Origin of the sequence: Enterococcus sp. AZ171, assembly GCF_051714005.1 — a bacterium.
In the GTDB taxonomy this organism is placed as follows: Bacteria; Bacillota; Bacilli; order Lactobacillales; family Enterococcaceae; genus Enterococcus_B; species Enterococcus_B pernyi.
The window spans coordinates 1334265-1361140 of record NZ_JBIORA010000001.1 but is presented as its reverse complement, the minus strand read 5'-3'; the positions used below and the strand labels follow the sequence as shown (position 1 = coordinate 1361140).

At 36.7% G+C, this 26876-nt stretch carries 18 protein-coding genes; all 18 read right to left on the bottom strand.

Annotated features, from left to right (window positions below; all coding sequences use genetic code 11):
* Positions 1 to 12 precede the first annotated feature (12 nt).
* The gene (locus IGJ49_RS06580) at positions 13 to 1785 is read right to left on the bottom strand and encodes a MucBP domain-containing protein (protein WP_438722833.1); all 1773 of its coding nucleotides are present in this window, start codon (positions 1783 to 1785) and stop codon (positions 13 to 15) included.
* Positions 1786 to 1803: 18 nt separating this feature from the next.
* Complete coding sequence (locus tag IGJ49_RS06575) at positions 1804 to 6246, bottom strand: hypothetical protein (RefSeq protein WP_438722831.1); 4443 nt, start codon at positions 6244 to 6246, stop codon at positions 1804 to 1806.
* A 39-nt stretch (positions 6247 to 6285) separates the two neighbouring features.
* Entirely contained in the window at positions 6286 to 7215 is a 930-nt protein-coding gene (locus tag IGJ49_RS06570; protein WP_062805300.1) for a hypothetical protein, read from the bottom strand.
* A gap of 19 nt (positions 7216 to 7234) precedes the next feature.
* Positions 7235 to 10561: a lysozyme family protein gene (locus IGJ49_RS06565; protein WP_438722829.1), complete on the bottom strand. Its 3327-nt coding sequence runs from the start codon at positions 10559 to 10561 to the stop codon at positions 7235 to 7237.
* Positions 10554 to 12863, bottom strand: a complete 2310-nt coding sequence (locus IGJ49_RS06560; protein WP_077151368.1) for a VirB4-like conjugal transfer ATPase, CD1110 family — start codon at positions 12861 to 12863, stop codon at positions 10554 to 10556. Before IGJ49_RS06560 ends, IGJ49_RS06565 begins: the two co-directional genes overlap by 8 nt.
* A complete protein-coding gene (locus IGJ49_RS06555; RefSeq protein WP_062805303.1) occupies positions 12805 to 13155 on the bottom strand; it encodes a PrgI family protein in 351 nt (116 codons plus the stop codon). The genes IGJ49_RS06560 and IGJ49_RS06555 overlap by 59 nt, the downstream gene beginning before the upstream one ends.
* A gap of 15 nt (positions 13156 to 13170) precedes the next feature.
* On the bottom strand, positions 13171 to 13995 hold the full coding sequence (locus IGJ49_RS06550; RefSeq protein ID WP_062805304.1) for a hypothetical protein: 825 nt from the start codon (positions 13993 to 13995) through the stop codon (positions 13171 to 13173).
* Between the two features lie 29 nt (positions 13996 to 14024).
* Positions 14025 to 14261 carry a hypothetical protein gene (locus tag IGJ49_RS06545; protein ID WP_010735554.1) on the bottom strand — a complete coding sequence of 79 codons (237 nt, stop codon included), beginning with the start codon at positions 14259 to 14261 and terminating at the stop codon, positions 14025 to 14027.
* Positions 14262 to 14263: 2 nt separating this feature from the next.
* Entirely contained in the window at positions 14264 to 16003 is a 1740-nt protein-coding gene (locus tag IGJ49_RS06540) for a VirD4-like conjugal transfer protein, CD1115 family (RefSeq protein ID WP_438722825.1), read from the bottom strand.
* Between the two features lie 35 nt (positions 16004 to 16038).
* Complete coding sequence (locus tag IGJ49_RS06535; RefSeq protein WP_096081506.1) at positions 16039 to 17499, bottom strand: HTH domain-containing protein; 1461 nt, start codon at positions 17497 to 17499, stop codon at positions 16039 to 16041.
* A 324-nt stretch (positions 17500 to 17823) separates the two neighbouring features.
* The gene (locus IGJ49_RS06530) at positions 17824 to 19176 is read right to left on the bottom strand and encodes a lytic polysaccharide monooxygenase (protein ID WP_438722823.1); all 1353 of its coding nucleotides are present in this window, start codon (positions 19174 to 19176) and stop codon (positions 17824 to 17826) included.
* Positions 19177 to 19437: 261 nt separating this feature from the next.
* Positions 19438 to 20934 (bottom strand): helix-turn-helix domain-containing protein, encoded by a 1497-nt coding sequence (locus IGJ49_RS06525; RefSeq protein WP_224434701.1) that lies wholly within the window; start codon positions 20932 to 20934, stop codon positions 19438 to 19440.
* A gap of 541 nt (positions 20935 to 21475) precedes the next feature.
* Positions 21476 to 22075 carry a hypothetical protein gene (locus tag IGJ49_RS06520; RefSeq protein ID WP_438722820.1) on the bottom strand — a complete coding sequence of 200 codons (600 nt, stop codon included), beginning with the start codon at positions 22073 to 22075 and terminating at the stop codon, positions 21476 to 21478.
* Between the two features lie 472 nt (positions 22076 to 22547).
* Entirely contained in the window at positions 22548 to 23213 is a 666-nt protein-coding gene (gene nth / locus IGJ49_RS06515) for an endonuclease III (RefSeq protein WP_010735562.1), read from the bottom strand.
* A gap of 1 nt (position 23214) precedes the next feature.
* A complete protein-coding gene (locus tag IGJ49_RS06510) occupies positions 23215 to 23919 on the bottom strand; it encodes a DnaD domain-containing protein (protein ID WP_010735563.1) in 705 nt (234 codons plus the stop codon).
* A 237-nt stretch (positions 23920 to 24156) separates the two neighbouring features.
* On the bottom strand, positions 24157 to 24447 hold the full coding sequence (locus tag IGJ49_RS06505; RefSeq protein WP_023519579.1) for a DUF5960 family protein: 291 nt from the start codon (positions 24445 to 24447) through the stop codon (positions 24157 to 24159).
* A 260-nt stretch (positions 24448 to 24707) separates the two neighbouring features.
* Positions 24708 to 26060 (bottom strand): NADH oxidase, encoded by a 1353-nt coding sequence (locus IGJ49_RS06500; protein ID WP_010735565.1) that lies wholly within the window; start codon positions 26058 to 26060, stop codon positions 24708 to 24710.
* Between the two features lie 373 nt (positions 26061 to 26433).
* Complete coding sequence (locus tag IGJ49_RS06495) at positions 26434 to 26859, bottom strand: Fur family transcriptional regulator (RefSeq protein ID WP_019724202.1); 426 nt, start codon at positions 26857 to 26859, stop codon at positions 26434 to 26436.
* Positions 26860 to 26876: the final 17 nt, after the last annotated feature.

Here is a 26876-nt window from a genome sequence, read left to right as displayed (position 1 = left end):
AAACGTTTGGTATCATTTATTTTTACATTTAGTTCGCTTTTTTAGTTGTTTCCAAAAGACAAATGCAACGATTGACGTCCCTACTACAGTTAAGGAAATTCCTGCTTGACTATTCAATCTTGGTAGCGAACGCTTCTCTTCTTTTCTTCTGATTGCGACCCCATCATTATTTTTAGTTGAAGTTTTTTTGTCAGTTGTTTGGTCCACCGGTTTTGTTTCAGGGTGCTTTTCCTTATTATCATTAGGTTTGTCTTCCTCTGGTATCGGCTGCTCCTCATTTCTAACATAGATGAAATTTATCTCTTGCTCCTCATCTGTAAATACACCTGTAGGTTGGCCGATGGTTTCTTTCACTTCCCAACCAGCTATTTGCATTGGCTCCGCCTTAAAAGCTTCTCCCCAACGTCCAAGTAGAATGTCCATTCGATTTTTTTCAGGTGCTTCCTCAAAAATGTGGTTGACGACTACTTGACCGCCAACTTTACGCTCGTATTGGATCGTTACCGTTTGTGCTTGTTCCGTCACTGTCACTTGTGGCAATTCACCTTTTACTTGCCAGCCAACTTCTGTTCTAGGCGTCAACTCAAAGCGATCGCCTACATTACCGACATCCGTGAATCGCTCACTCGTATTCAATGTCGGATCACCGATAAATTCATGGTTCACTGTGATTGCTCCGCCGGTTTGACGTTCATATTGGATGGTTACTGTTTGTGCTTGTTCCATCACTGTCACTTGTGGCAACTCACCTTTTACTTGCCAGCCAACTTCTGTTCTAGGCGTCAAATCAAATCGATCGCCTACATTACCGACATCCGTGAATCGCTCACTCGTATTCAATGTCGGATCACCGATAAATTCATGGTTCACTGTGATTGCTCCGCCTACCGTTGGATTCTTTGTATAGACAAATTCAACAAGTCTTTCCGAACCAGCTACCATCTGACCGGAAGCACTTACGCTTCCAGGTGATAATCTGCTATAGGTATATCCCGGAATGGCTGGAGGTGTATACGCATAGTTTTGACCAACCTCCATTTGTTCGACCAGCTGCTCTTGGAGATCATTTCCTGCCTCATCGATATATCTCACTCTGATTGAATTTTTTGTTCGCAGTGACAATGTGCCTAAATTAAGATTAGTAAGTGTGATGCCCCCTACATTCATCGGACTTTGTCCAGGAGAATTAGAATTTGGTGTTTCACTCGCCCATGTATCTAAATAAAGCGAACTCAAGTTAAGATTGATTGAGTTAGTATGACCATTTATATCACTCACCTGAGTCCTAGTAACTGTCACATCAACTTTTGTAAAATTTCCCGTAGTCGAGCCAACGACTCTACTAATGGTCACTCCCAAAGGAAGATTTGACGCGGTCACCTCACCTATGCTAAAATCACCTGTCAGATTTGGTGCCTTTTCATAACGCATCTCTTTATAAAAATAATTGGGTACAAACACATTTCCACTCTTACCTCCCGTCAGTGTTGGAATCCAGCCACCTCGGTCTGCCACTAAGGCGTAGGTAGGAATATCAATCGAAAAACTCACACTATCCCCCATATCCACCCCCAAAGAACCATCTACTTGTGGTATAGCCTTGATTTGTTGAGAGATTGCGTTTTCTCCTTCGTCATACAACCATGCTCGCAAGGTCTTTCCTTGATGGTTTTCATTGAGCATCTCAGGATTAAAAATAGGATTAAGAACAGCATAAACACTCACTGGAAAATGCAAGAGCAACAAGATGACGCTAAATATGCTCATAAGTTTGATTTTATTCATTGAATCACTCCGTATTCTCTATTTTTCAAAAGATATTTGACCTTTCAGTAGGGGCTTGCCACTGACATTATTACTCTTTGAAATTGCTTTTTGTTTGATTGAATCAAATGCCTCTTTGACGGCTGGCTGACGATTGATTCCTTTATTCTGTTCAGCAATTTGTGGATTACTTTCAGATTTCCTATTATCTACCTGATATCTTGCGGCTTCACTTAATTGATTCGTCGCACGGTTTTCACGTAATGACTGTGACGGTGGCTCATGAATATCCGCTTTTACATGAAGTGTTTCATGGGTATTGAACGAATTCGTCCGACTTGAACGATTCGATTCATTTTGTGCTTTATTTTCTGTCTCTTGACCATAGACCCATGCATATGGACTTTTTTCCATTGACTTCGTTTCATTACTAGCGAGTTTTATTCTATCTTCTTTTGATCCAGCACTTTCTATTGAAGAATTATCATGGGCAGGTGCACGATCATCCTTATCCACTTTTTCATAGACTTTATCAAAATCCTTATCTACCTCTAAAGAATTTTTTTCGATTGTTTCTTTTTGTGTCGTGGTTTCTAATGTTTGATTTTCTTTTTTATAAAACTTTCTTTGTAGTGCATGCAGTCCTTTACTCAAGGCAGTCACACCAAAGGAAACCGCAAGTGCCATTGCAATAACTGAAGTTGCTTTGTACATAAATAAAGGAGTTGAAGTGGCCGCCGCAAAGATATATGGTGCTACTACTGGTGTCAGTGCAATACCAATTCCTGCTACAGCTAAGCCAACACCAATGATGATCGCAAAAGATTTCCAATTTCTTTTAAAATAGCCCTTTACAGATTTGTCTTTTTCTGGATTTTCAAAACCAACTTTTTCTGATGCGTGATTCTGTTTTTTTGTTTTTGCTGTTTCTTTCTCATGAGCAGCAGTTTCTCTTTGAATTGATTTTTCTTTTGGATCAATCACTCGATCTTTTAAGTTTCTCTGTCGATTTCGTTCTGCTTGGCGGTAGTTTTGTATTCTAGAACGAAGTTTACGAATATAGTTGATGAGTTTTGGCCCATAAAAGGCAGCCAAAACCGTACCGTAAATGAACAGAGTTAGTGGTAGCCCATACATAGCAAAGTAGATTGGAACGATACCTAAAATGCCAGTTACCCACATGCTGATCAATGGCCAAGATGCTAATGGTAGTAAGTTCAACAAAATTCTTCCGATTTGAATGGCTCGGCTTTTTTTTGTGTGGATTTTCTTTTTTTGTGTATGCGGTCCTGACTCTGGCAATTCTATATCGTCATCCATAAAATCGGTTTCTGTAGTTTTATCCGTTTTTTCTGAAGCATTCTCATTTAAACCAAGAGTACTACTACTAGCGTCTATTCCAAGTTTATCTAAAGGATCAGTTATGTTTTCCGACTGTTTTTTATCCATTCCTCGAGTGGCTATGCTCGCTTCATCCAGTTTCGTTGGTTTCGGTTCCCCACCTTCACTCATCTGATTTCTCATTTGGCTGTTTTGAGTGTCTGAGGAAGATTCCTCTACTGATGCGTGGGAACTATCTGTTTGAGTGTTTGTTTCAGGTGGTTCTTTCTCTATTGGATTAAATTTGAGTTTATCAGCTAACAATTCACGGATTTTTTTTGTGTTACCATCAACAATACCTGTTTGATCAGCAGAGAGAGCAGTAGGTTGGTTGCTTGTTTCTTTTCTACGATCTAGCTGATCGGCTATAACCGTTTCTTCCGATTTTGGGCCATCACTACTTGTTCCAGCAGGATTTTCAAATTGGTTTTGGCGTTGACGAAATCTTTCATTAGCCAAGCCATTTTGTTGCTGTAATGTTTCATTAGAGACACTAGCTTCAGTTTCTCTCCCAGTTCTGGACTCGTGCTGTCTTCGCATCGCTTCAACTCGACCCGTGGATTCTGGAGCAAGGCGGTCGTTAGAAAACTCATTCGCTTTTTCAAACCGATCTCTCGCTGCTTTCACTTGTCCCGTGGGTTCTGGAACTGGGCGGTCGTTGGAAAACTCATTCGCTTTTTCAAACCGGTCGCTCGTTGCTCTCACTTGACCCGTGGATTCTGGAAATGGGCGGTTGTTAGAAAACTCATTTGCTTTTTCAAACCGGTCGCTCGCTGCTCTCACTTGACCCGTGGATTCTGGAACTGGTCGCTCATCACGAAGGACATTCGCTTTTTCGAACCGTTCTCTCGCTGCTCTCACTCGTCCCGTGGATTCTGGAACTGGTCGCTCATCACGAAGGATATTCGCTTTTTCGAACCATTCTCTCGCTGCTCTCACTCGTCCCGTGGATTCTGGAGCTGGTCGCTCATTAGGATGATCGTTCGCTTTTTCAAACTGATCGCTCGCTGCCTTCACTCGTCCCGTGGATTCTGGAGCTGGTCGCTCATTAGGATGATCGTTCGCTTTTTCAAACTGATCGCTCGCTGCCTTCACTCGTCCCGTGGATTCTGGAGCTGGTCGCTCATCACGAAGGACATTCGCTTTTTCGAACCGTTCTCTCGCTGCTCTCACTCGTCCCGTGGATTCTGGAGCTGGTCGCTTATCACGAAGGACATTCGCTTTTTCGAACCGTTCTCTCGCTGCTCTCACTTGACCCGTGGGTTCTGGAATTGATCGTTCATTGCTAAAGGCGTTCGGATTTTCAAACTGATCTCTCACTGCTTTCACTCGACCCGTGGATTCTGATGCAAGGTGGTTATCACTTTTTACACTGGAATTTTCGAATCGAGTGCGACGGTTTTGAAATTCTTCGTTCGTCATGTCGTTTTGATTCGATTTTGTTTCGTTTGCAGATGCTGAATCATTCGTATGAACTGCACTTCCGTTTCCTTTACGTACGATTTCGCTACTGCCATGCAGGGTGGTAGCTCTTTGATAAGAAGTTCCTTGATGTTCATTCTCTCCACGACTCTTTTTCTTGGAAAACGATGGTTCATTGCTTGTACTAGTCTGATTTTCAAATCGAGCAAAAAGGTTTTGAAATTCTTCGTCTGCCCTCCCAGTTTGATTCAGTTCTACATTGTTTGTCCTTAATGAGTCATTGTTATCTATCCTACTAGTTTGACCTTCATGTACTAGCTCACTACTTCGTTGCTGCCTAGGTGGATTTTGATAAGCAACTGTCTGATAATTATACGGTTCGCTTTGGGTTGTTCTCTCTATGACTGGTGGTTCATTACTTGGTCCAGGCATATTGCCAAATCGGTCTCGATATCTTTGAAATTCTTCGTTCGCCCTACCAGTTTGACTCCATTCTGCATTGTTTGTCCTCAATGAATCATTGTTATCTATCCTACTAGCTTGACCTTCTTGCACTAGCTCACTACTTCGTTGCTGCCTAGGTGGATTTTGATAAGTAGCTGTCTGATAATTATACGGTTCGCTTTGGGTTGTTCTCTTTATGACTGGTGGTTCGTTACTTGGTCCAGGCATATTGCCAAACCGGTCTCGTCGTCTTTGAAGTTCTTCGTTCGTCATGCCGGTTTGATCCGGCTCTGCTTTATTTGTGGGTGATGATTCATTCGTATAGACTGTACGTTCGTATCCTCTACGCACAAACTCGCTAGTACCTTTTAATGGAGGAGATTTTTGATAAGATGATGTTCCTTCATTTCTTTGGTTCTGTCGATCTGTCGGTTGATTTTGCCTATTTTGAACATTCGGTGAATCATTCGTTTGCGAGGTTCTCCATCTAGACGACTTTTGACTTTCTAATGGTGAATGATCATTTGTTGAATGATTCAGACCTTCATAGTATTGGCGCAATCGGTTGACTGTCCCTGATGGTACTTCAGCTGAATGGGGTTCTTTATTATAAGAACGTTCTTTTTCAAATCGTTCTTTTAAATCACTCACTTTAGGTCTTTGGTGCTGTTCTTCTTTTGTAGATTGATTCGTAGTATGGGCCAAATTTACGTACGTCGCGACATTCTCTTTTATCTGCTCATTGGATAAAGCTTCTTGCTTTCCGTTGTCTCTTTTATTGAGTGTTGCTTGTTCTGCAAATCTTTTTTCCTGTTCCGCCACTAATTTAGGACTTACCAATTCATCAGATGCTTGTAATGATGTGTTCGACGTAAAAGTAGGTGGCACTTCTTTTGAACTTGTTTCTCGCTCACGTATATTTTCTTTTAAGACCATCATCCGCGATTTATATATGGAGAATCTCAGCGCATTATAGTCTGATGGATCAATGCCTTGGATCATTCTTTCAAATGATTTTTTTAAATCATTTGTCTTTTCTTCATTCACTTCTTTTCGTGAAGAAATCAAGTCTAGAACGAAGTGGAATTCTTCTCTCAAAGTTTCAGAGTTGCTATCCAATATTGCTTTTGCTTGAAACTCATTGAATATTTTTTCTTCATGAGGTTTTACTGATTTTATTGAAATATCTTTGTTTAGATATTCTTTAAGATAGTCTTCATATTTTTTATAAAACATCGGTCTCCTCCATTCAATGAAGAATTTTTTAAGAGTCGATTAACCATTTAAGCGATGTTCAAGCAACTGTTCTAATGATGTATTTTCTTCCCTATATACACCTGTTTGAGTTAATCGCACTGCTTGATGTGGTTTTTCGTAATTATTTACCCATAAAAACATTCCTGGGAGGGAATTCATGCGATACCCAAATTCTGTTTCTTCTAATGTGATTTCAAATTTTTTAACTGCTGAATTTTCATCGGTGACTGACAGTTCTAACACACATGACGTCTCAGAAATATCTTCAGAAATGACTCGATAGTAAAAAGTTCGACTTATTTCGTCTCCGTCATCCACTTTTCGTTGAACAAATGTATCTTCTGTGAAATCAATCAACACTTGACTATTCATCGTTGTACCTGTCCAACTACCTTGAAGTAACACGTCATTCCATTTCTGACTAATCATCTCGTTCACTTCATCACCACCAGAATCCATCATTTCTTTTGCTTTCTCCATCAATTCAACACTTGGATAGAAATAGGTAATGTCCCCCTCATTGTCTTTATAAAAGAAGATCGTTTCCCCTAGCCTGGTCATCAGCTCAAAAGTAACTTCCTTCTCGTCTTTGTCGGTCAACACAAGTTTTGTATCCACCAAGCGATAATTACCGGTTGAGAGCCAATCAGTACTCTGATAGGTCCCATCATTTTTTAATTCTAAGACCATGCCATCCGCTCGATCAGAGTACCAAATCCCTCTATAGACTAAGGCTTCGTTTTTTTCCACTAAATTTAGGTCCTCTTTTTTTTGCTCATTTACAGACAAGGGTTCACTATTTGTAGTAGATCCTGCGTTTTCATCCGTATTGCGATGAAAAAATAGCGAGTAAAAAATAAAACTGAACATTGCGATGAAAATACCGACAGCTATAAACACGATTCTTTTACCTTCTTTTGACTCAACTATATTTTTTATTTGTTTCATTGTTCATCCTTTTCTTTCTTTATTGAAGAATACCGTAACCTGAAATACTTGGATCATTGACGAAATAGGTCCTTCTAGCTACTTTGTTGGCAGTATTCCCTTCGATGGTCTGAATGATATTTCCATCTGAAAACTCTACGATTCCCACATGATCTTTTCCTGTACCACCTCCATTCCAATCAAAGAAAATCAAATCACCTGGTTGTGGATGATAGTTCTCTGAAGCTTTCTTATAGTTTCCCTTTTCTGTTAACCGGTTGATCATTTCTAAACAGTTAGCAGACTTGATTATTTTTTCTTGATTGAGATAACCTACTTGATCTGCTACCCAGCTTACAAAGATCGCACACCATTCTACTCTTCCTTCAAATCCATACCATTGCCAGTATTTCTCACCTTGAATCGTGCCAATCTCGTTGATTGCGGCCTCAAGGAAATCTGAGTTTTCGAGCCATAGATAGTTAGTTACTATAGGTACATAGAACATATTTCCGTAAGCATATCGCCATGAAAATCCATGTGCTAAAGCTACTGGATGGGTATAACGAACGGTTTGTCTATTGCTTTTTTCTCTTGCATATAACTCTGCATGAAAGAAGCTATATTGCTTATTGGTATTTGCTAACCAATTTAAAAAGTCTTCTCCGTAGTTATAGGCTTGAAGTGCCGCACGGTCATCCAGATGTAATTCTCTCGCTTTACTTAATAATTGCGCAAAATAGTGGGTGCCTCGATCAATTGATAGTTCTGGATCATCGATCGTATTAGGAGACAAACCTTGTGACTCACTGGCCTGCATGATGTCAGGGAATCTTTCTGCATCACCACCTGATTCTACTTGGATGATTGCCAAGATCATGTTGACATACTCTGGAATCCCATACTTTTCACAGGCTTCTCGAACAAGATGTTCCCATTGTAAAATCATTTGTCCAGGATTTTTAAGACTTCCTGAGATCGATCTTGAAGAATTATGTGTAAACCCTTCTATCTCAGATGGATATTGAAATTCCAGATCAAAAATATAAGCAGATGGATAAATGTGTCTGTTTGGCCAGAATGTTCGACGTTCAATGACTTCAACCTTCAAATTCCCGGTCGTTTCTCCAACTAGGGTATCGGCATCTACCCATTCTCCATTTCTCACTCGGACATTTTTTAATGGAGACAAAACAACTCTTTTACTCAAAGAAGTATTGATAGTTACATAATCATTCCCAGCAGCATGAACTCTTCCTGATCCAGAATTATCGATCCCGTAGACAGGGGTACCAGGCTGAGCCAACAGCTCAATGTGGTTATGTCTATTTCTGTCATCTGATCCACGATAGCCATATTTTTGAACAACGATGGCATCTTGATTCATACCAAAAGGACTTTGCAAAAACAATTTATTTTCAAATCGGTCCAATTCCTGAATTGGTCCGAATTTATCTAGTTCTTCCTCCGACATCGTGTCTGAATTTTCATCAATGAATTGACTGATTGTTTTGATTTCAATATTGATCAATGCCACTTTTATCGTGCGATGGGTTGGACGATCTTCTTCATTATGAGGGGGAACGTGTCGGTCCAAAGTCGGGCCTTCATTCGTTTGATTTGCTTCAGATTCTTCTTCCAGCTCCTCTGGGTCTTCTTCAGGCTCGTGATCTTCATTTAGATCATCAATTTCTTCTAGTTCCTTGTCTCCTTCTATATCAGCAGGCTTTTCTTCTGGTTCCACATTTTCTTCTGAATCATCAGGGTCTTCTTCTAGTTCCTCATCTTCTTCTGAATCATCAGGGTCTTCTTCTAGTTCCTCATCTTCTTCTGAATCATCAGGGTCTTCTTCTAGTTCCTCATCTTCTTCTGAATCATCAGGGTCTTCTTCTAGTTCCTCATCTTCTTCTGAATCATCAGGGTCTTCTTCTAGTTCCTCATCTTCTTCTGAATCATCAGGGTCTTCTTCTGGTTGCTCATCTTCTTCTGAATCATCAGGGTCTTCCGATTCATCCTCTTCTGGATTAGGCTCATCAGGATAAATGATTGGTACTTCTCTTGTTTCGATTTCTGTCGTGTAATTAAAGGTATACCCATGGATCCCTTCTACTTCTCCACGAACTCTAGTTGCACCAAAGATATTGCTACTCGCTGAAATACGTTTACTGATGTTATAATCTTCATATTTTGCATTCAGGTAATAGAGGTACGTATCTGCATCAGAGCTATAGATAAAATTGTTATCTGGTCTTGCAACACCATTTACAACAAAATAAACTTCTTCAATTTCAGAATTTTCTGAAAAATCTTCAAAAACCCGTTGTACTTCTTTGTTCTTTCTGGCATCCAAAAGTGTGATATGCTCATATGCCTCTGCTAATGCCATATCTTCCGTTTTTATAGTAAATATACTAGCGATAAAATTAAAGATGGCGATAATAACGACGATGACGACGATGACGACCGCCAAGATCATCATTACTTTGACAGACAACAACATGAGGATTAGTTTGAGAATAATAAATAAGACTAAAAGCACTCCAAGAATATTTAATTCGCCATCTTTGTTCCTGCCAACTGTGTCTATGGCTGTTTGTGCCAGATTTTTTTTCAGTTTGGGTTTGAATTTTTTTTTCGATGGAATTTTTGTTTGCTTTTTTAATCGTTTGATTTTGTTGGAGTTACTTAATACTTGATGTTTACGTTCAAGTTTGTCTTTGATGCCGAATAGTTTCTCTTCAAGCTTCTTAGTTCTGGTCTGTTTAGTCGCAGTAAGTGTATTCTTTATTCCAGCTAGATTGAGAATATTTTTGTCAAGCTTTTCTTGTTTCTTATGATAAAATTTTTTTGATCCTAGTTTTTGTTTATTGATTTTATCAGTAGAAAGCTGACTTCGCTGATTCGTCCCTATATTATTGGATGAAGTTTGTCTCTTTTTTATTCCTAAAAGCGCATGATCGATTTCTTTAGGTGAGCGATGTTTATTCTTTATGAAATAGGCCTTTTCTCTAGTGGTACTATGTTTTTTATTTCTGTTTATTTTGTTTAACTTTTTTTTATTTGTCATAAGATAGCGCTTTTTAAAACCACTGTCGTTTGTTTTTGTGCTTGTTACGCCTTTACTTAATGGATCTTTTCTTGACTGGCTCTTCACCATATGTTGTTTGAAATCAACGATATTTCTGTTTTTCAGCTGTAAGTTGTCTCTTTTTTTTCTTGCTAATTGTTGTTGACGTTTTTTTAATCGGAGGCGCTTCTTCAATGCTTTCTTTTTTTGCTCTTTCGTACTGACACGGTTCAATTTGATTGATAACAAATCTTGCGGCTTGTTGTTTTCTTGTTTATTCCCGTCATATGTTTCACTCATAATCTTGCTTTGTCTTTACCTCTTCACCAGGTTTAGTTGTCATAATTTGATAGAGACTTGTTTCTTTAGGAAGTCGGTCTTCAAATGGGATGATCGTGTCCCCAAACACCATCAATCCAGTACCTTCACTTCCATTCAATACATACTTTTCCTGCTCTTCCGATATATCGAATAAACGAGTCAACTCTGAGCGGTCAGATTTTGCTTGATTGAACATAACAACGAAGTCACTATTTGAAAGCATTCTTCTAGCTAGATCCGAAAGCAATAACGTCTCTACATTTTGGGTGATCCCCGTCGGTATAGCGCCCCACTTTCTTGCCCTACTCCACAATTCAAAGAAATAATTTTCTGAGTATTCATTTGTAAAGAGTAACTGTAATTCATCAATATATAACCATGTACGAATTCCTGATTCTCGATTCAACGTGATTCGGTTCCAAATTTGATCTAACACAACTAACATTCCAAACGGCTTGAGTTGTTTTCCTAAATCTTTGATGTCAAAAATAATCAAACGTTTATTCAGATCCACATTTGTTTTTTTAGAAAATAGTGCTAGACTACCTTCTGTGTAAAGTTCTAATTCAATCGCCAATTGCTTTGCTTCTTCTTCTGGCTGTACATTTAGCGCCATATAAAACTCTTTTAATGTCGGTAACTGCGTCTGTTCTTGGTAAATTTTTCGGCATACTCGGTCGATGATTGTTTTTTGTTGGGAAGATAATCCTAAAATACCTCCAGTGATCAGCTCACAAAGTGAAATCAAAAACTGGGTTTTTAAAGCGATTGGGTCTGCATCATCGCCATAGTTACTATTGATATCCATTGGATTGATGCAGGTGTTTGAATTACCAGCCAATCGAACCATTTGGCCATCAAATTCTGAACAAATATGCTGATATTCTGATTCAGGATCAATGACGATCACTTCATCTTCAGCGTTTCTTAATAAAACATTGACAATTTCCCGTTTGACAGAAAAACTCTTACCTGATCCTGGTGTACCTAAGACAAACCCATTGGGCGCCATTAGTTTTTTCCGATCAAGAATCGTCAGATTTTTTGTCACAGAATTGATCCCATAATAATTTCCATTCTCATGGAGCATTTCAGCGATCGAAAATGGCATCAACGCCGAAACTGCAGAAGTTGCCAATAAGCGATTTAAAGGAATATGATTTTTTCCTATTGGTAACACTGTATTTAAAGCAAACTTCTGTAAATAGGCTAATCCAATGATCGTACAGCCAAATCTTCGGCCTACCGACTTGATTTTACTTGCAATTTTATTTAACTTTTCCTGATTATCTGCATAGAAATTGATCAATACGGTCACTTCAAATAGTTTCTGACTTTTGCTTTGTAATGAATCTAAAAGCTCTTTTGCTTCATCCATGGAATAAGATAAGTCATACGGTAGCATGTCATAATCGTACCCACTATTTAAGGCTTTTCGCTGTTCATCCACTTTTTGCTGATCCATATACGCCATTTTAGTCTTTACTAAGTCGAAACTGTTTGCCATTGGTATTGGTTTGCAACTAACCGTAAGAGTGATTTCTTCATCGATTTCCATAAGGCCTGTCAAACATTCATCTGATAGTTCAGCCGGATAGCCATCCAAATAGAGCGTCTGATTTAGTTTGTCGTCCACCTTGATCAAGCGCTTATCAGATTTAAGCTCGATTCGCTTTGGTAGCAATTCGTGATTCTCATTGTTTAATATTTGACCAATCAATTTTTTGCGTTCTTCTCCTTTTAAAATATGGATCGTCGAGCCAATTTTTCGAGCGAATAGATCCACTTGATCGGCAACCAAGAATAACTCTCTTTCAGCAAATGACTGATTCTCGTGTTTTTGAGTAAAGGTGATAAAAATTTTCTTTTCAAACGCATTTTTCTTTTCGTTGATCTTCAACTTTAAATAGTCATTCATTTCTTGGCGGTATTTATCATCATATCGTTCATTTTTTTCTTTAAAAAGCACATGGTTCAATTCTTCAACTGTTTTTTTCTTTTTTACTAACGTGACTTTGTAATCTATGGAAGCATCTAAAGAATTTAGAAACTCACAATATTTAATGAATATCTGCATACGTTGTTCTTCGGAACAAAGCTGATAACTGATATCGTCAATATTGATCGTTAGAGAGTATTCTTTCTCAGCAATTAAACAAATACCGTTATCGTAGATTTCTTCAAAAAGTAAAAAAGATTTTTTTTCTTCTTGCGTATTTTTCTTATTCTTGTTTTGTCTGAAGTTCACCTTCATTAAATTGGGGCCGATCAGATTCTTCATACACAACTACTCCTTGATCAAAATGGTAAATAAAATAGTATTTCAAATAACGTTCAAAAGGCAGTCCCTCTTTTTTTAGCCACCCAAAGGCGACGATTGGCATTGAAACGAGAATCATCAGCCAACTGATCACGTCCATGGAGTAACCAAAAAAGCGAACAAAGACAAAACTGATCACGATATTAATCAGTACCGCGACGGAAAGAAACCCTAGTTGTCTGACACTCATACCTGCTACGATCCGCTCTTTATATTCACGTACATCTTTATGGACTTTGACTTCAATTGCCATTACTTTTATTCCTTTCTATGAGGCGGATACAATCATTTTCGCCCATCCTTTTGTCTTATTTATTGCAAACATCAAAGCAATCATGTAAATCGTCAAACCAAAAATCAGCGACCACATGCCACTCCTATGACTATTTAAGAAATTCACAAAAATCAAAGGATAAATGGTCAATACTAATGCGATCATTACAGCATGTAAGGAGGAAGCTGCAAAATTCTTGAAAAATCCTTTTGCCATCGATGAAAATTCTTGGTGGGGTAATGCCGCCATCGAAATAGGAGCAATCGCACTAAATATATATAATTCAAAAAATCTTATATAGACAATGACATTGATAAAGACCCCTACCACTAAAGAAACTAAAAATAGAACAACAAAAATCATTAATACGACCATTACTTCCCACCACGAAAGACTTCTTACTGCTGAATCGACTACATTGCGATAAGAACTTAAAAAATCATCTCTATTTAAGGCCATTATTTGCCCTGCTAACATCGCCCCTAATGCGACAATGGCATCGAGAATCACTTGGATTCTTAAGATGACAATATAACAAATAATAAATTTTACAAATGCTTTCATGATCATTTCAAATCCCAAAGTTGGAGCACCACCTGCATTCTCAACTTTTAAAGAAATTTTTTGAAATTCAAATAAGATGAATATCGCTAGTATTGAAAATGCAACTGGAGCTATAATCGTTTGTTGGATGATTCCTGCTACTCGATAGGCATCTGCCATGTAATCTTGCAAACCACGGCTTAAGGTTTCTGCAATATTGTCCCCATTTAAATATTCCATCATTCGATCAAATAGCATCATTATCGCTGAGCGCACTGATTAACCTTCTTTCTATAAAAAATTTTTTACCTACTTAAAAGTGAACCAACATCAAATGCAGTTACGAACCAAACTGCGGCTACTAAAATCAAGGCACCGCCGACGACTTGCCAGATCCCTTGTTGTAGCTGTGGTCCATTTTTATCTTTTAATGCTCCGGCTAAGATAACAGTTCCCCAAATAATCCATAATCCTCCGCCAACCATCGTAAATCTTGAAATCAAGTTAAATACATCCTGTAATAATTGTTGGTTATTGTTCATTTCTATTTATTCTCCTCTTCATTTTCTGGTGATTGATTTCGTTCGTACCAATTCTTTGGAGTCACATCTCCGAGTTTTTTATAATTTTTATGTTTCGTAATATCATATTTTTCTGAGATAAACGGAACTATTCCACGAATCTTCAAAATCGCTTTTGTTCCACTAAGATTCGCCACTTCATCTACATCTAATAAATTCCGACCCATTTTTTGATAATTTTCACTGTAGTTCCCATTACTACCTTTGGTGATGCTAACGTTCTTGTGCTGGATCGTTTTCTTTCCTAGTAATTTAGAGATATACTCATGGGTGCTTAACTCCATTCCACCTAAATAAAGAAAAACGTCACTGGTCCCGATGATTGTTTCCCAAGTATCTTTGTACAAATTTTTAAGCTGACTAATGTTTTGTAAGATCACATTGACTGATATCTCACGACTTCGAATCACTGAAATCACTTTTTCAAAGTCTGGAATCTGTCCTATATTGGCAAATTCATCTAAGACACATCGCACATGATGTGGTAGACGACCTTTGTAGACATTGTCTGCTTTGTAAACTAAGCTATCGAATAATTGTTGGTACAACATACTTGCTAAGAAATTGAAACTTGTATCTGTATCTGACAATAAAATATAGATAATGGTTTTCTTGTCCCCAACGGTGTCTAATCCTAAAGTATCTTTACTCACGATTTTTTTGATATTCGGAATATCAAAAGGTGATAATCGCACACCTAGGCTGACTAAAATACTTTTTGCGGTACGATCCCCCGCTAATTTGAAAATTTTGTATTGCGCCACTGCAAAGTTGGCAGGATCTTTTTCTTCAAGTTCATTGAAAATCACATCTAGTGGGGAAACATAATCTGGCACATCCTCTGGACAGTTTGCTAAGCGAACCATTTCAACGACATTCGTCAATGTTTGATCTTCTTCATCAACTTCTTGCAAAAGATAACTGAATGTAGCCATCAATAAGGCAGTTTCAGCTTTTTCCCAAAAATCATCGCCACCCTTTTTTTCAGGATCTGAAGTATTTTTGATCAAGTTGTTGACGACTTTTAAAATATCGTCTTCAGTACGGATGTAAGTAAAAGGATTATAGTAGTCTGTATTTTCCCGCGTGATCAAGTCAAAAACCTTGATTTCATATCCGGCCTCTTTAAACATCGTTGCTGTTTCGCTTAACAAGAGTCCTTTAGAATCACTGACGACATAGGAAGAATGTAGTTGCATCAAATTAGGTTTTACATAGAACCTTGTTTTCCCTGATCCAGCTCCTCCTACTACGATAACATTCTTATTCCGATTAAAGTTATTAGACTTAGTGATCTTCATACGACCAGACATAGACAGCGATTCACTTTTTGTGAGAATGATATTGTTGTCTTTTTTTTTATCCATCATCGGCTTTATGTCTTTTTTGTTGCCCCATCTGGCACTTCCGTATTCAAACTCTGTATGTTTCGGCATGCCTGAGTGATACAAGATACCAAGAGCAAGCCCCCCCACGATTGTAAATGTACCAATGATACTTGCTATACTATAGCTAAAATCAAACTCAAAGCGACTAACTTCTAGTCCCAATTGGTCGATTGTGCGAACCAAGACTTGTGCGATATCTTCTGTCTGTTGTCGGAAATTCTCGTAAATTAGGATGGTCCGATTTGCCGTATACGCGAATACAAGAAATAAAAATAGTAAAAGTAATTTATAATACCAAGTCTTTGAGTTTTTCAACTTGTCCTCCTAAACGACATAAGTTATCTTTTTTATTATCTAAAATCCGTAACAAGCAAATCTGAAACGACGTCCATCGTTCGATCAATATCTGCTTTTTCTGGTAGATAAAACATTTTGGTTTTATCCCCAACTTGATACGGAAATGGTAGAATATTTGTCACTAAGATATCTACATCAAGTGGATTTTCAATGGTTTCCAATTGTTCCTGGTACATGATACTTGCTCTGGTGTGTAGATATCTTTCAATAATTTCATTTAATGCAAAATCCGTTAAAAATCCTCGTTTCAATGCAACAACAACTGTACTTAAAACTTCACATGCCTTGTTCGTATATAAGAAAAGTAATAAGTCAGAAGTAAATGACGAAGCACATCTTTTTTGAAGGAAATTCTTTTGGATCGCTTTATTTTTTTTGATGACTGTATTCATTTCTTTATATAGTCGCCGGTTGATTGAATCAATCAACATCGCCGATTCTTCATCGTTATATGAAAAATCAATTTCAAGTTCCTGTTTGATTTTCTCTTGAAATAAAAAGCAATTAACAATTGAATACAGTTGCTCATTATCAACTTGGATCCGATTCCCGAGAACACTCTTGAGATCTAAAACTAAATGTTTGACTGTCTCGGAAAAACCAAAGTATTCTGCAAATCCTTTATTGTGTTTTTCTATCTCTGTGTAATAACATTCATGTAAATGGATCATACAAGCTATAAAACAACATTCTTCAAAAATGACTTCTTTAGAATAGGTCTTGAAACAATCTAATTGAATAAATTCAACGAATAATTGATTCGTTAAGGGATTGTTTCTAAACCAATCTAACAATCGCGACTGGATATATAATTTATCTTTTCCAAACCGGATAAAAGTTAAAGCAAGTATTTTCTTTGTGATTGATTGGGAAACATCCGAACATAACGCCAAAACGATTTTGGTTATTTCTTCCATTTCATTTTTATAGGGGCAATAATCTTCGATCTCTAGATAAGCTGATTTAATGTAAAGATCAATAAACAGTTTTCTGATTCTGATCTCCTTCCCTAAAAATTCAACCGGTGAAAGTTTTAAATTCAAACCATATTGATGGCAGATTTTCTTTAGCTTTCGCATTTTTTGGATCACTGTTTTCTCACAGTAATGTAATTCCCAGCTCCAATCGATCACCTGCTTCAGTTCACCTGTAAGGATACTTGTTGTCACTTTTACTAAGTCTTCATTCATGTAATAAGATTTTTTTTTCTCGAATAATTTAAAATGGTTCAATACAAACATGCTGACCCCTTTATAGGAAGTCAATATTTCAATTGTGTCGGAAAATTCATCTTGAATCGTTTTTAAATCATTGGTAATCGTTCTTCTAGTTACTTTGAGACTTTTTGCAAGATATTGAACGGTCACATTTTTTCTTCTTTCTAAAGTATTCAAGATAAATACGACACGTTTTTTGTAATCATTCGATATTAATCGTTCAAGAATCTCTTCCACTTACCTTCCCCCTTTCACATAACAACTTCACTATAAACAATCTGTTTTTTTATTTCGAGGTATTGTATTTCCCGACTTAGAGAAAAAAAATTCTTTAGAAGACGAAGTTTTTTTAAAGTTTTTTTATAGATTTCAGATTCGAGAGATAACAATAAAAAAGAGACTATACAAATTGTATAGCCTCTTTAAGGCGTAATTAATAACACTAACCCACTATTTTTATTTATCTACAATAAATGGCCCTCTGAGATTTTAAGCTTTCTATAAAAAAGCTATTCTATTGGAATCCTAAATTAATTCAAAAGACTAAAAGACTTTTAAAAGTTATTTAATTCTAAATAAACTAGCGGCACTATCTGGCGCCCAAGATGGGTCCCCATAATTATCATGAGTAACTAGTGTCGTATAAAGTTTTCCCTCATGAAAAATAATTTCATCCTTAGTATATCTCACAGGATTAAACAAACTTCCTAACTCAAATTGACGATGTTCACTTGGTGGTGCAATTTCATTTGTTTTTGTTGAAATCACTAAGCGATTGCTTGCCTCTGATCGAATAGAATCATTGCTCACTGCTTTGATCGTATACGTATACTGAGCCCCCGCATTCAACCCAGTATCTAGATAAGTGGTATTTGCAGTTTGACCAACTAATTGGCCATCTCTATAGATTTCATATGTTTTGATTCCTGCAGAGTGGCTCGAAGGATTCCACATCAATGAGATTGAGTTCATCGTTTCCCCCATTGAATGTAAGTTACCTGGTCTTGTTGGCACTTCTACTTCGTTATCTGCTAACGTTGTTACCTGAAGCGCATCACTTTTTTCAGATACTTGTCCGGTAAACGATACTGCTTCGATTTCGTACTTATACGTGGTATTTGCTGTTAATTGATTATCTTGATAGTTGTTCGCAGAAGTTGTAGTAATCAGTTGACCGTCACGATACACATTGTATTTTTCAACAGCTGCTTGTGCATCCCAAGAAAGTGAGACTGACTGTTTTGTCGTATTCACTGCTCTGACATTCGTTGGTTTATTTGGTACGACTGGTATTGCTCCATTACTCTTGATATTCGCATCAATCACATTGTAAAAAGCATTCGCAGTATCACTAATATCCCAAATTGCTAAAATAACGTGATACCCCATTCGGTCTTCTGGAATATTGACTGTGTGCGTTGCGCTAATATTCGCAGAAGATTGTCCGCCACCATCGATTTCCGATAATAACTCTAGATCCTCTCTCGCAAGTGGTTTGTTTTGATCCCAACCATTTTTCGTGATGTAGTAATGATATTTCGCGGTCCGGTGATTTGCCGTAAAATGCCAAGTGAAATTATTAGGACCAGTACTGATATCTTGCTTTGTCCATAAAGTTGCTGTTTGTTGATCTAACTCAAAACCTAATGCACCATTTGCAGAAGCAATTCGTCCATCCGCTGGTCCTGCTGCTGGGAAGCCTTTCAATGCTTCTAAAGATTGTGGCTCATTGATCACTGCCCCATATTTCTGAAATGCTGCAGTCCAGTTGGTGCGAGCATCTAATGACCCTTGGTATCCTCGACTAATTGGTTCCCTTACATACCCATGTGCAGAAACATCTTTTGTCGCACCAAAAATTATTCCTCCTAGACTTAAAACCAAAACAACACTACCCAATAATCTTTTTTTCATATCATACCTTCCTTCCAATATTTTTTTGTTACATTATTTTTATAACATAATAACTTATTTAAAAATAGCACGCTTTTATTGTTCAATCAATCACAAATTAACATATAAAATAAACACAAACCTTTATAAATAAGTGTTTATTTATTGTGAAAATCAAAACTATTATTCATTTATTGTTCATTTAAACCAAGAGATGATAAACAGATTTAGCAAATAACTTCGATTTGTCATATCTGATTATGTTATTTAGTCAATCGGTGGTCAAAATTTGTACGTATTTACGATGACTTTATTAAAATACGATCCCAACCTCGTCCATGAATCCTTATCTGAGATATGCTTAAAATAAAATAAATCTTTATCTTCGTATCCATGGGTATCCGAAATAACGATATCAGCATGATCATACGATTCTACGATTTTTATTCGTTTATTATTGTAGTAATGAGTAATAACATTTTCGACTATATTTTTAGATTCTGGAAGGTTAAAAAATTCCACATAAACTTTATGTTCAGATTTAAGACTGTTGGAGGCCAAGCTTCCTAAGATGACTTGCACAAAACTATTTTTGATGTGATGGTAAGAAGGCTCATTTTGGTAAGATTTTAAGTTTTTATCGATGCAACGCTCTATATAGGCTCCATAACGATTTGTTGGTAATGCATCATGATATATAGGCATAAATTTATATAATTCCAAATGATGGATAGTGACTAATTTGTTTGTCAAATAATAGAGTAGTTGGTAAAAAATCGTTTCTGGTATATGAAAGTAATCAATCATGCACGTGAGTAATTTTTTACATTTGGTGACGATTGAATTCTTCTTTAGCTCCCCTAGCTTTCTTCCCAGTTCTTCTTTTTCTTCTTTCTTATTTAAATCTTGTGCAAAATAGTTGGATAGAAAGGCGAAATGGATACATTCATTTCGTGCATTTGTGCCATCTATCATCTTTTTGACAGTCAGCTTTTCTAAACACGCATCCATCTCCTCCTTATAGACTGTTTCTCCCAGCTCCACGAGTTCTGAGGATAGATCCTGGATTTGGTACCCATTTTTCAATGATATCAAACTAACCGCTAATAAATAGTTGATACGCTTTTTCCCTAGCGGAGATAAATTTTGGTAATGATCAAAGTTGATGGATAAGCGTAAGTTGATTACTTCTTCTTGTGTAATCGTTTTGAACAACCAATAGTTTCCTTTTGAAATGACTGCAATTCCCAGATAATGCAACATACGTATAGTAGATTCACTACCTGTTAACTCAATCAATGTTTCATTGACCTTCATCAATCGAATATCAATTTTTAGTAATTGAAACAATTCTTTCAACTTTCCTAAAAGTTTGTATACATGTGACTCACTATAGATTAGATATTTTGCGATATCTGAAACACTGAATTTCCTTTTTTCCAACACATATAACAATGCCTGATACAAATTTGACTCTGCAAAATATCTTTCTTGAAAAATATTGATCAATTCGAGATATTCCGTATCGGTTAGTTGTGGCATACAGCGCAATTCATCTTTATCTAGAATCAAAGAGGTGTGCGTTTTTTTTGAAATTTCACTTTCATCATACTCTCTCATCAAATTTTGAAGTATCTTCCTTGCTTGTCTTTTTGTTAGATCCATTTCATCTTCCAGCTTTTTTATTGAGACTGCTCCATGTTTCATTTCTTTTAATACCTTCATTTGTAAAAATTGTGTTTTTGTAATGAATAATAATATTAATTTATCTGGCAGCATATTTATTTTCTCCTCAATCTATAGTTGAAATGTAAAAATTCAAATAGTATAACATCACCTCAATCTTTTTCTGTCATTTTTAAATAGCAAAAATATTCTTACTATTTAGAAAACAAAAGATACTTGTTGTTTTATAGTAATTATTTGACATGAAAACAGAGTAAAATTTCGTTCTCTTTTAAAGATAACCTAAAATAACTATTATAAAAATACAAGTACAATCTAATGTTAGAATATTTATGCGTAAAATTCCAATAATTATATTCTTGAATTTATTTTATACCAATAAATTTAAAAGAAATTTATTGATTTTTTACATACGATACCTAGCAAAAAAAACTGAAGAACCAATGAGTTACCTCGTTTGATCCTCCAATTGTTTTACAAATATTGCTTAAAATCATTTCAGTTGGTGCCTATAATTTATTTCGATGATTCGTTTGACTACCCTACATTATGTATCACTCTTACATGGTGGAAGCGTTAGAAGATCAAGCAGGATAGTCAGCCATTTTTGTTGATTTAGCCATACATCTTTTTCTTATCCGAATGGCACACTTGAGTGATGTAACTGGATTTTCAAGTCGCCATCCTCATCCATGATATAACCAAATGTGTATTCAACTTTGACTTCTTGGTTGGTCTCCCCTGAAGTAAAGTAATATACACCTGAAGAAATCGCTGTATCACCGTTCAAGATCGTATCGTGATTATCAAAGCGGATATCTGTCCAAGGCTCTAAGGCAAATCCACCATCTTCTGCGATGTCCCCACCAACAAAATAAGATAGTGCTTCATCTTTTGTTCCACGAAATGGTACTTCCGCAGCTTTCGTTGGTTTGAAGAGCACTTGACCGTCATCGTAAGCATATAGATTTTCCAGTGTCTCAAGCGCTTTTTCTTCGGCTTTTTCGTCACTTTCCAAACTAGCTTCACCAATCGCAATAATATTCTCTGCCCATTCTTGTTGTGCTTCTTCTACATCCGAAAGAGTAATGATCGGTGTTTCCTTCTGTGTTTCCTTCTGTGTTTCCTTCTGTGTCTCATTTGTTGTACTAGTTGAGTCTTCTCCTTGGGCAGATGTAGCGCATCCAGCCATCGTTAAAACTAAAGTTGATAAAAGCAATGTTTTTTTAATCATATAATTCCTCCTCTATAATTAAATTCTAACAGAAAACTCTTTTATTTAAAACTAAAAATATAACATACTTAAAACAAAATAAATAAATTAAATGTGTTATAATTGCCTAATTCAAACATACATATTTTATAAAAACATCATAATAAAATAACATATTTATTTCATTATCCTGATAATCCTTTATTATTTATTTCGTCGAAATAATTCTCGTTTGCATCATTCAGCAAATTTGCTCGTAATGTTATAAACAATTATTTATTCTTTTACTCTCATGTGTTTTTCTCAACATTTTTTTCTTTACAAAAAAAAGTGGGATTTTCCTCCGCTCACATATTCAAAAATCGAATAAATGGCAAGAATAAAAGTAACTAATTTAGAAATAAGGCACCATCCACAAAAATTGGACGAACAATTATCGTGGATGGTGCCTTATTGATTGAGGCTAAACACTTCTGTCATGACCTCTTCTTTCTTATTTTAAGTGTTTGTTTGCAGGATTTTTCATTCGCATTTTGCCATCCTGGCACATATCCAGTAAAGGACATACTTCACAGCGGGGACTTCTAGCAGTACAGTGATACCGTCCAAAGAAAATCAATGTATGATGCGTTTTTACCCATAAATTTTCCGGCACCTTTTTCATCAATGTTTGTTCAACTTCTTGTACTGACGCATCCAATTTACAGATTCTTAGTCGTTTCGTCACACGTTCTACGTGAGTATCAACTGCTATAGCTGGCACCCCAAATGCATCCCCAAGCACCACATTTGCTGTTTTTCTACCCACACCAGGTAATGAGACCAACTCTTCTCTTGTCTGAGGGACCTGTCCTTCAAAATGATCAATCAGCTGTTGCGCACATGCTTTAATGTTTTTCGCTTTATTCCGATACAATCCAATTGTTTTTATTTTAGGAATGATCTCTTCTAGTGGGGCTTTAGCTAACGCCTCAGGAGTTGGAAAAGCCTGAAATAGAGCAGGTGTTGCCTTATTGACCGAAACATCTGTCGCTTGTGCACTTAAAATGACGGCAATCAATAATTCATAAGGATTCTTATGTTGTAATTCTCCATGCGCTTCTGGAAACATCTCATACATTTTCTCAAAAGCTTCCATTGTACGTTGTTTACCTAACATATTACTCCCATTCTTCCAGCCAATTCTTTAATGATACTTTTGGCAGCTCTTCTTGTTGGGCTGGCTGATCGATTTCTTTTTGAAGCAGTTGCTGCTTTCTGCGTTTTTGATCTTCTTCTACTTGCTGTTTGGTTTTTAAATTTTTCCGTTCCCAAGATAATAAGATACGGTCGATATAATTGAAACTATACGCTTGGTTCAATACAGCCTCCCGTAAAGCTAATTTCAAAATCTCCGGATGATAATGGTCCTCTTCCAACCACTGTCCGATCCGTTGGAATTCAATAGAGGATAAGGGCCGTCCAAACTCTTGTTCAAATAATTGATAGACTGAACGTGTCGTTTTTTCTTGGACTTCTTCTTCTTGCTTTAGAGAGTCTTTTTCTAATAATCTTTCTAAATGCACATACGTTGGTGTCAAATCATAGCGATCCGCTTTACGTCCATCAATAAGTGTAGTTTCGATCGCTATGAAATGACCACTGACCAATCGATTCAAAATTTGAAAAACTTTTTCTTGCTTAACGCCCATATTCTGGGAAATATTCATCAGATCCGGGAATGAATCTCCTTCTGATTGTGCCATATGCAACTGTAATATAAATAAAAATTCATCTGCTTGTAAGCCGATACGATGATAATTTTTAAGCAAAAGATTGGAAACGATCGTTTGACCAGCTTTTAAATAGTTTTCTAAATTCAACATTATTATCCCTCTCTTTAAAATTAGTATACGTAAAAACAAGAATTGAAGCAAGAAAGGATTAGTTGAATTTTTTTAAAATGTTTTAGTGGTTTTTATATTTAGTTTTCACTTTTCGGAATATATGTATGCTAGAAAAAAAGGCTGCTTGTATTAGTATATGCTCTCCTCTATGAAAAGGTCTCATATCTAATCTACAAGCAGCTTAGAGAATGACGCTCACGCTCGATAGAACGTTTATTATTGTACTTCGTCATCCGTTCGTAGCTCGTATGGTTGTCCTTCATACGTATACTCTGTATTCAATGTTCCATCATTTTCATCGGTATAGATCCGTCGACTAAACGGAAATTGATGGTCCTCACCATCTGTTGTCTCATCTCCAGATAAAACGAATTCTTCTGCTTGAGTTTCATTTAATTGATTGATCACTTCTTCTGCTAAAGAATCGATATCGATCGTTTCATTCCCTGTCACTTTTTTATAATCTTCAATAAAATTATCCTGTTGTACAAAATATTCTTTTTCCATAATGATCCTCCTCTAGTCCAACTCACTACATCTGCTTTGTTGGAAATTAATTACATCTATTATTTTGACAAAAAAAACAAAGGAAAACAACTAATTGCAACTGGTGAAGTCTGCAACAAACCATTCCTGTCTCGTGAGAAATAAAACAAAAAGTGTCAATAAAAAATTTTGACCTTTAAATAGCCAGTTGAGTTCCAAAAAAAAGAACCAACTGGAAACAATATTGCTTCCAGATGGCTCGTCTATGACGCTTTGACCAATTATTGAGCTGTCTCGATTTCTCCTAGAGCTGCTTGTGCAAGAAGATTCAAGTAGTTCCAAGGACGGTCAAAATGAGGTTGGAAGAAGAAGTCAGAAAGAGCTAAGTCTTCAACAGTCATTTTATTTTGAACCGCTAATGACATCGTATTAGCAGATTGAGTGATGTCGTATTTAGACATGAATTGTGCGCCTACGATACGATTTGTTCCTTTTTCATATACTAATTCCATCATGACTTTTTCAGTCGTTGGCATGAATTCTGGACGATAGTTATCTTCAAATAGTGTTGCTTGGACATCCAAGTTATTCATTGGGGCACTTTCTGTTGTTACACCTGTTGAACCGATCGTCCAACCGAATAAGTACAAACCAGAAGTTCCTTGTGTTCCACGATAAGCCATTTTTTGCTCTGTTAAATTGTTTCCTACTAACAATCCTTGACGGACTGCATTTGTTGCTAAAGGAATGTAGTTTTGCGTACCACTTGGGTTATAATTGACAACTGCTGAATCGCCCGCTGCAAAAATATCTGGATTGCTTGTTTGCATGTACTCATTTACTTTGATTGCGCCGTTTGGCAATGTTTCTACTTTACCTTCTACTAATTTTGTATTTGGTCTGAAACCAACACACAAAATAACCATGTCCGCATCAAATGTTTGGCTAGCTGTAGTTACTTGTTTTACTTTACCATTCTCATCTGGAATGAACTCAGAAACGTTTTCACCTAAAGCTAAAGTAACTCCACGATCAACCAATTCTTTTTCTAACACATCCGTAAATGGTTTATCAAGATATTTATTCAAGATACGATCTAAACCATCGATCAATGTCACTTCTTTGCCAGACTCGACAAACGCTTCGACTAATTCGATCCCAATATAACCACCACCAACGATCACTACTTTCTTCGCTTCTTCTGCTTTAGCAATGATTTCGTTTGCTTGATTATAGTTTTTACATAAAAGAATATTTTCAGATTCGATCCCTTTGATTGGCGGGATGATTGGCCATGAACCAGTAGTCATTACTAATTTGTCATAAGAAACTGTTTCAGTTTCGCCAGTTTTTAAATCTTTCGCTGTGACTTGTTTGTTTTCTGTGTCAACATCAGTGACATCATGTTCCATTTTCACTTTCGCACCTAACGAAGCTAACTCTTCAGGGTTTGAATAGAACAAGCCTGCTGGGTCTTTCACGACGCCTCCAACATACAATGCGATCCCACAAGATAAAAATGAAACATTGTCGTTACGTTCATAAACTGTAACATCTGCTTCTGGGTTGTTTTTTAAGATGCTTTTTACTGCTGCTGTTCCTGCATGGGTACAGCCGATTACTACTACTTTCATGTGTGTCCCTCCGATAAACGATTTGTCCTTTGACAATTTTTACTATAGCAAAATTAAAACGTATCCAACAGTTTTATGCTTGTGAATTCACAAGTGCTTACTTATCATATTTTGCGCATTTTCGATTTAAAACGCTGATAAACAAACGTTCTTTTTGTGATGTTTTAAACTAACACCTCTATGCTTGTGAATGAATACGAAATCGCATAAAAAATCGCATAAATATTTTCACCTTTCTTAAAACTGTTAGTGTGTTTTCCTCTTAGTTTCATAGGAGTAGGTATTCCATGTTTTTCTACACGTCACAAATAAAAGACAAAAAAACATCAACAAAGTCATTTGACCTTATCGATGTTTCAGATGTTCGCACGATTTATTTTTTGCAATTCGGACATAGCCCATATAATTCTAAACGATGATCATGGATTTCAAAATCAGTTAAGCGCCCCGCCGCCATTTCAATATCTTCTAGCCCTGGATAATGAAAATCGACGATCGTCTCACAATTTTGGCAAATCACATGATAATGTCTTTGTGAACTAAAATCAAATCGGCTTGATGCATCACCATATTTCATTTCTTGAACAAACCCGATCGATGTGAACAATCGTAAATTATTGTAAACTGTAGCAACACTCATATTAGGAAAGCGATGCTCAAGCGCCTTGTAGATTTCATCTGCAGTTGGATGCGAACGATGCTCAATCAGATACTCTAAAACTGCGTATCTTTGCGGCGTAATCCGAATATTTTCTTTTTTCAGCTGCTCGATCGCCGCTTCTACTTTTTTATTTTCCATATAAACAAAACCCCACC

Bases quoted from the DNA above. Each gene is read 5' to 3' on its own strand.
- IGJ49_RS06580 (WP_438722833.1), bottom strand. From the start codon at position 1,785: ATGAATAAAATCAAACTTATGAGCATATTTAGCGTCATCTTGTTGCTC.
- IGJ49_RS06575 (WP_438722831.1), bottom strand. From the start codon at position 6,246: ATGTTTTATAAAAAATATGAAGACTATCTTAAAGAATATCTAAACAAA.
- IGJ49_RS06570 (WP_062805300.1), bottom strand. From the start codon at position 7,215: ATGAAACAAATAAAAAATATAGTTGAGTCAAAAGAAGGTAAAAGAATC.
- IGJ49_RS06565 (WP_438722829.1), bottom strand. From the start codon at position 10,561: ATGAGTGAAACATATGACGGGAATAAACAAGAAAACAACAAGCCGCAA.
- IGJ49_RS06560 (WP_077151368.1), bottom strand. From the start codon at position 12,863: ATGAAGAATCTGATCGGCCCCAATTTAATGAAGGTGAACTTCAGACAA.
- IGJ49_RS06555 (WP_062805303.1), bottom strand. From the start codon at position 13,155: ATGGCAATTGAAGTCAAAGTCCATAAAGATGTACGTGAATATAAAGAG.
- IGJ49_RS06545 (WP_010735554.1), bottom strand. From the start codon at position 14,261: ATGAACAATAACCAACAATTATTACAGGATGTATTTAACTTGATTTCA.
- IGJ49_RS06530 (WP_438722823.1), bottom strand. From the start codon at position 19,176: ATGAAAAAAAGATTATTGGGTAGTGTTGTTTTGGTTTTAAGTCTAGGA.
- IGJ49_RS06525 (WP_224434701.1), bottom strand. From the start codon at position 20,934: ATGCTGCCAGATAAATTAATATTATTATTCATTACAAAAACACAATTT.
- IGJ49_RS06520 (WP_438722820.1), bottom strand. From the start codon at position 22,075: ATGATTAAAAAAACATTGCTTTTATCAACTTTAGTTTTAACGATGGCT.
- nth (WP_010735562.1), bottom strand. From the start codon at position 23,213: ATGTTAGGTAAACAACGTACAATGGAAGCTTTTGAGAAAATGTATGAG.
- IGJ49_RS06510 (WP_010735563.1), bottom strand. From the start codon at position 23,919: ATGTTGAATTTAGAAAACTATTTAAAAGCTGGTCAAACGATCGTTTCC.
- IGJ49_RS06505 (WP_023519579.1), bottom strand. From the start codon at position 24,447: ATGGAAAAAGAATATTTTGTACAACAGGATAATTTTATTGAAGATTAT.
- IGJ49_RS06500 (WP_010735565.1), bottom strand. From the start codon at position 26,060: ATGAAAGTAGTAGTAATCGGCTGTACCCATGCAGGAACAGCAGCAGTA.
- IGJ49_RS06495 (WP_019724202.1), bottom strand. From the start codon at position 26,859: ATGGAAAATAAAAAAGTAGAAGCGGCGATCGAGCAGCTGAAAAAAGAA.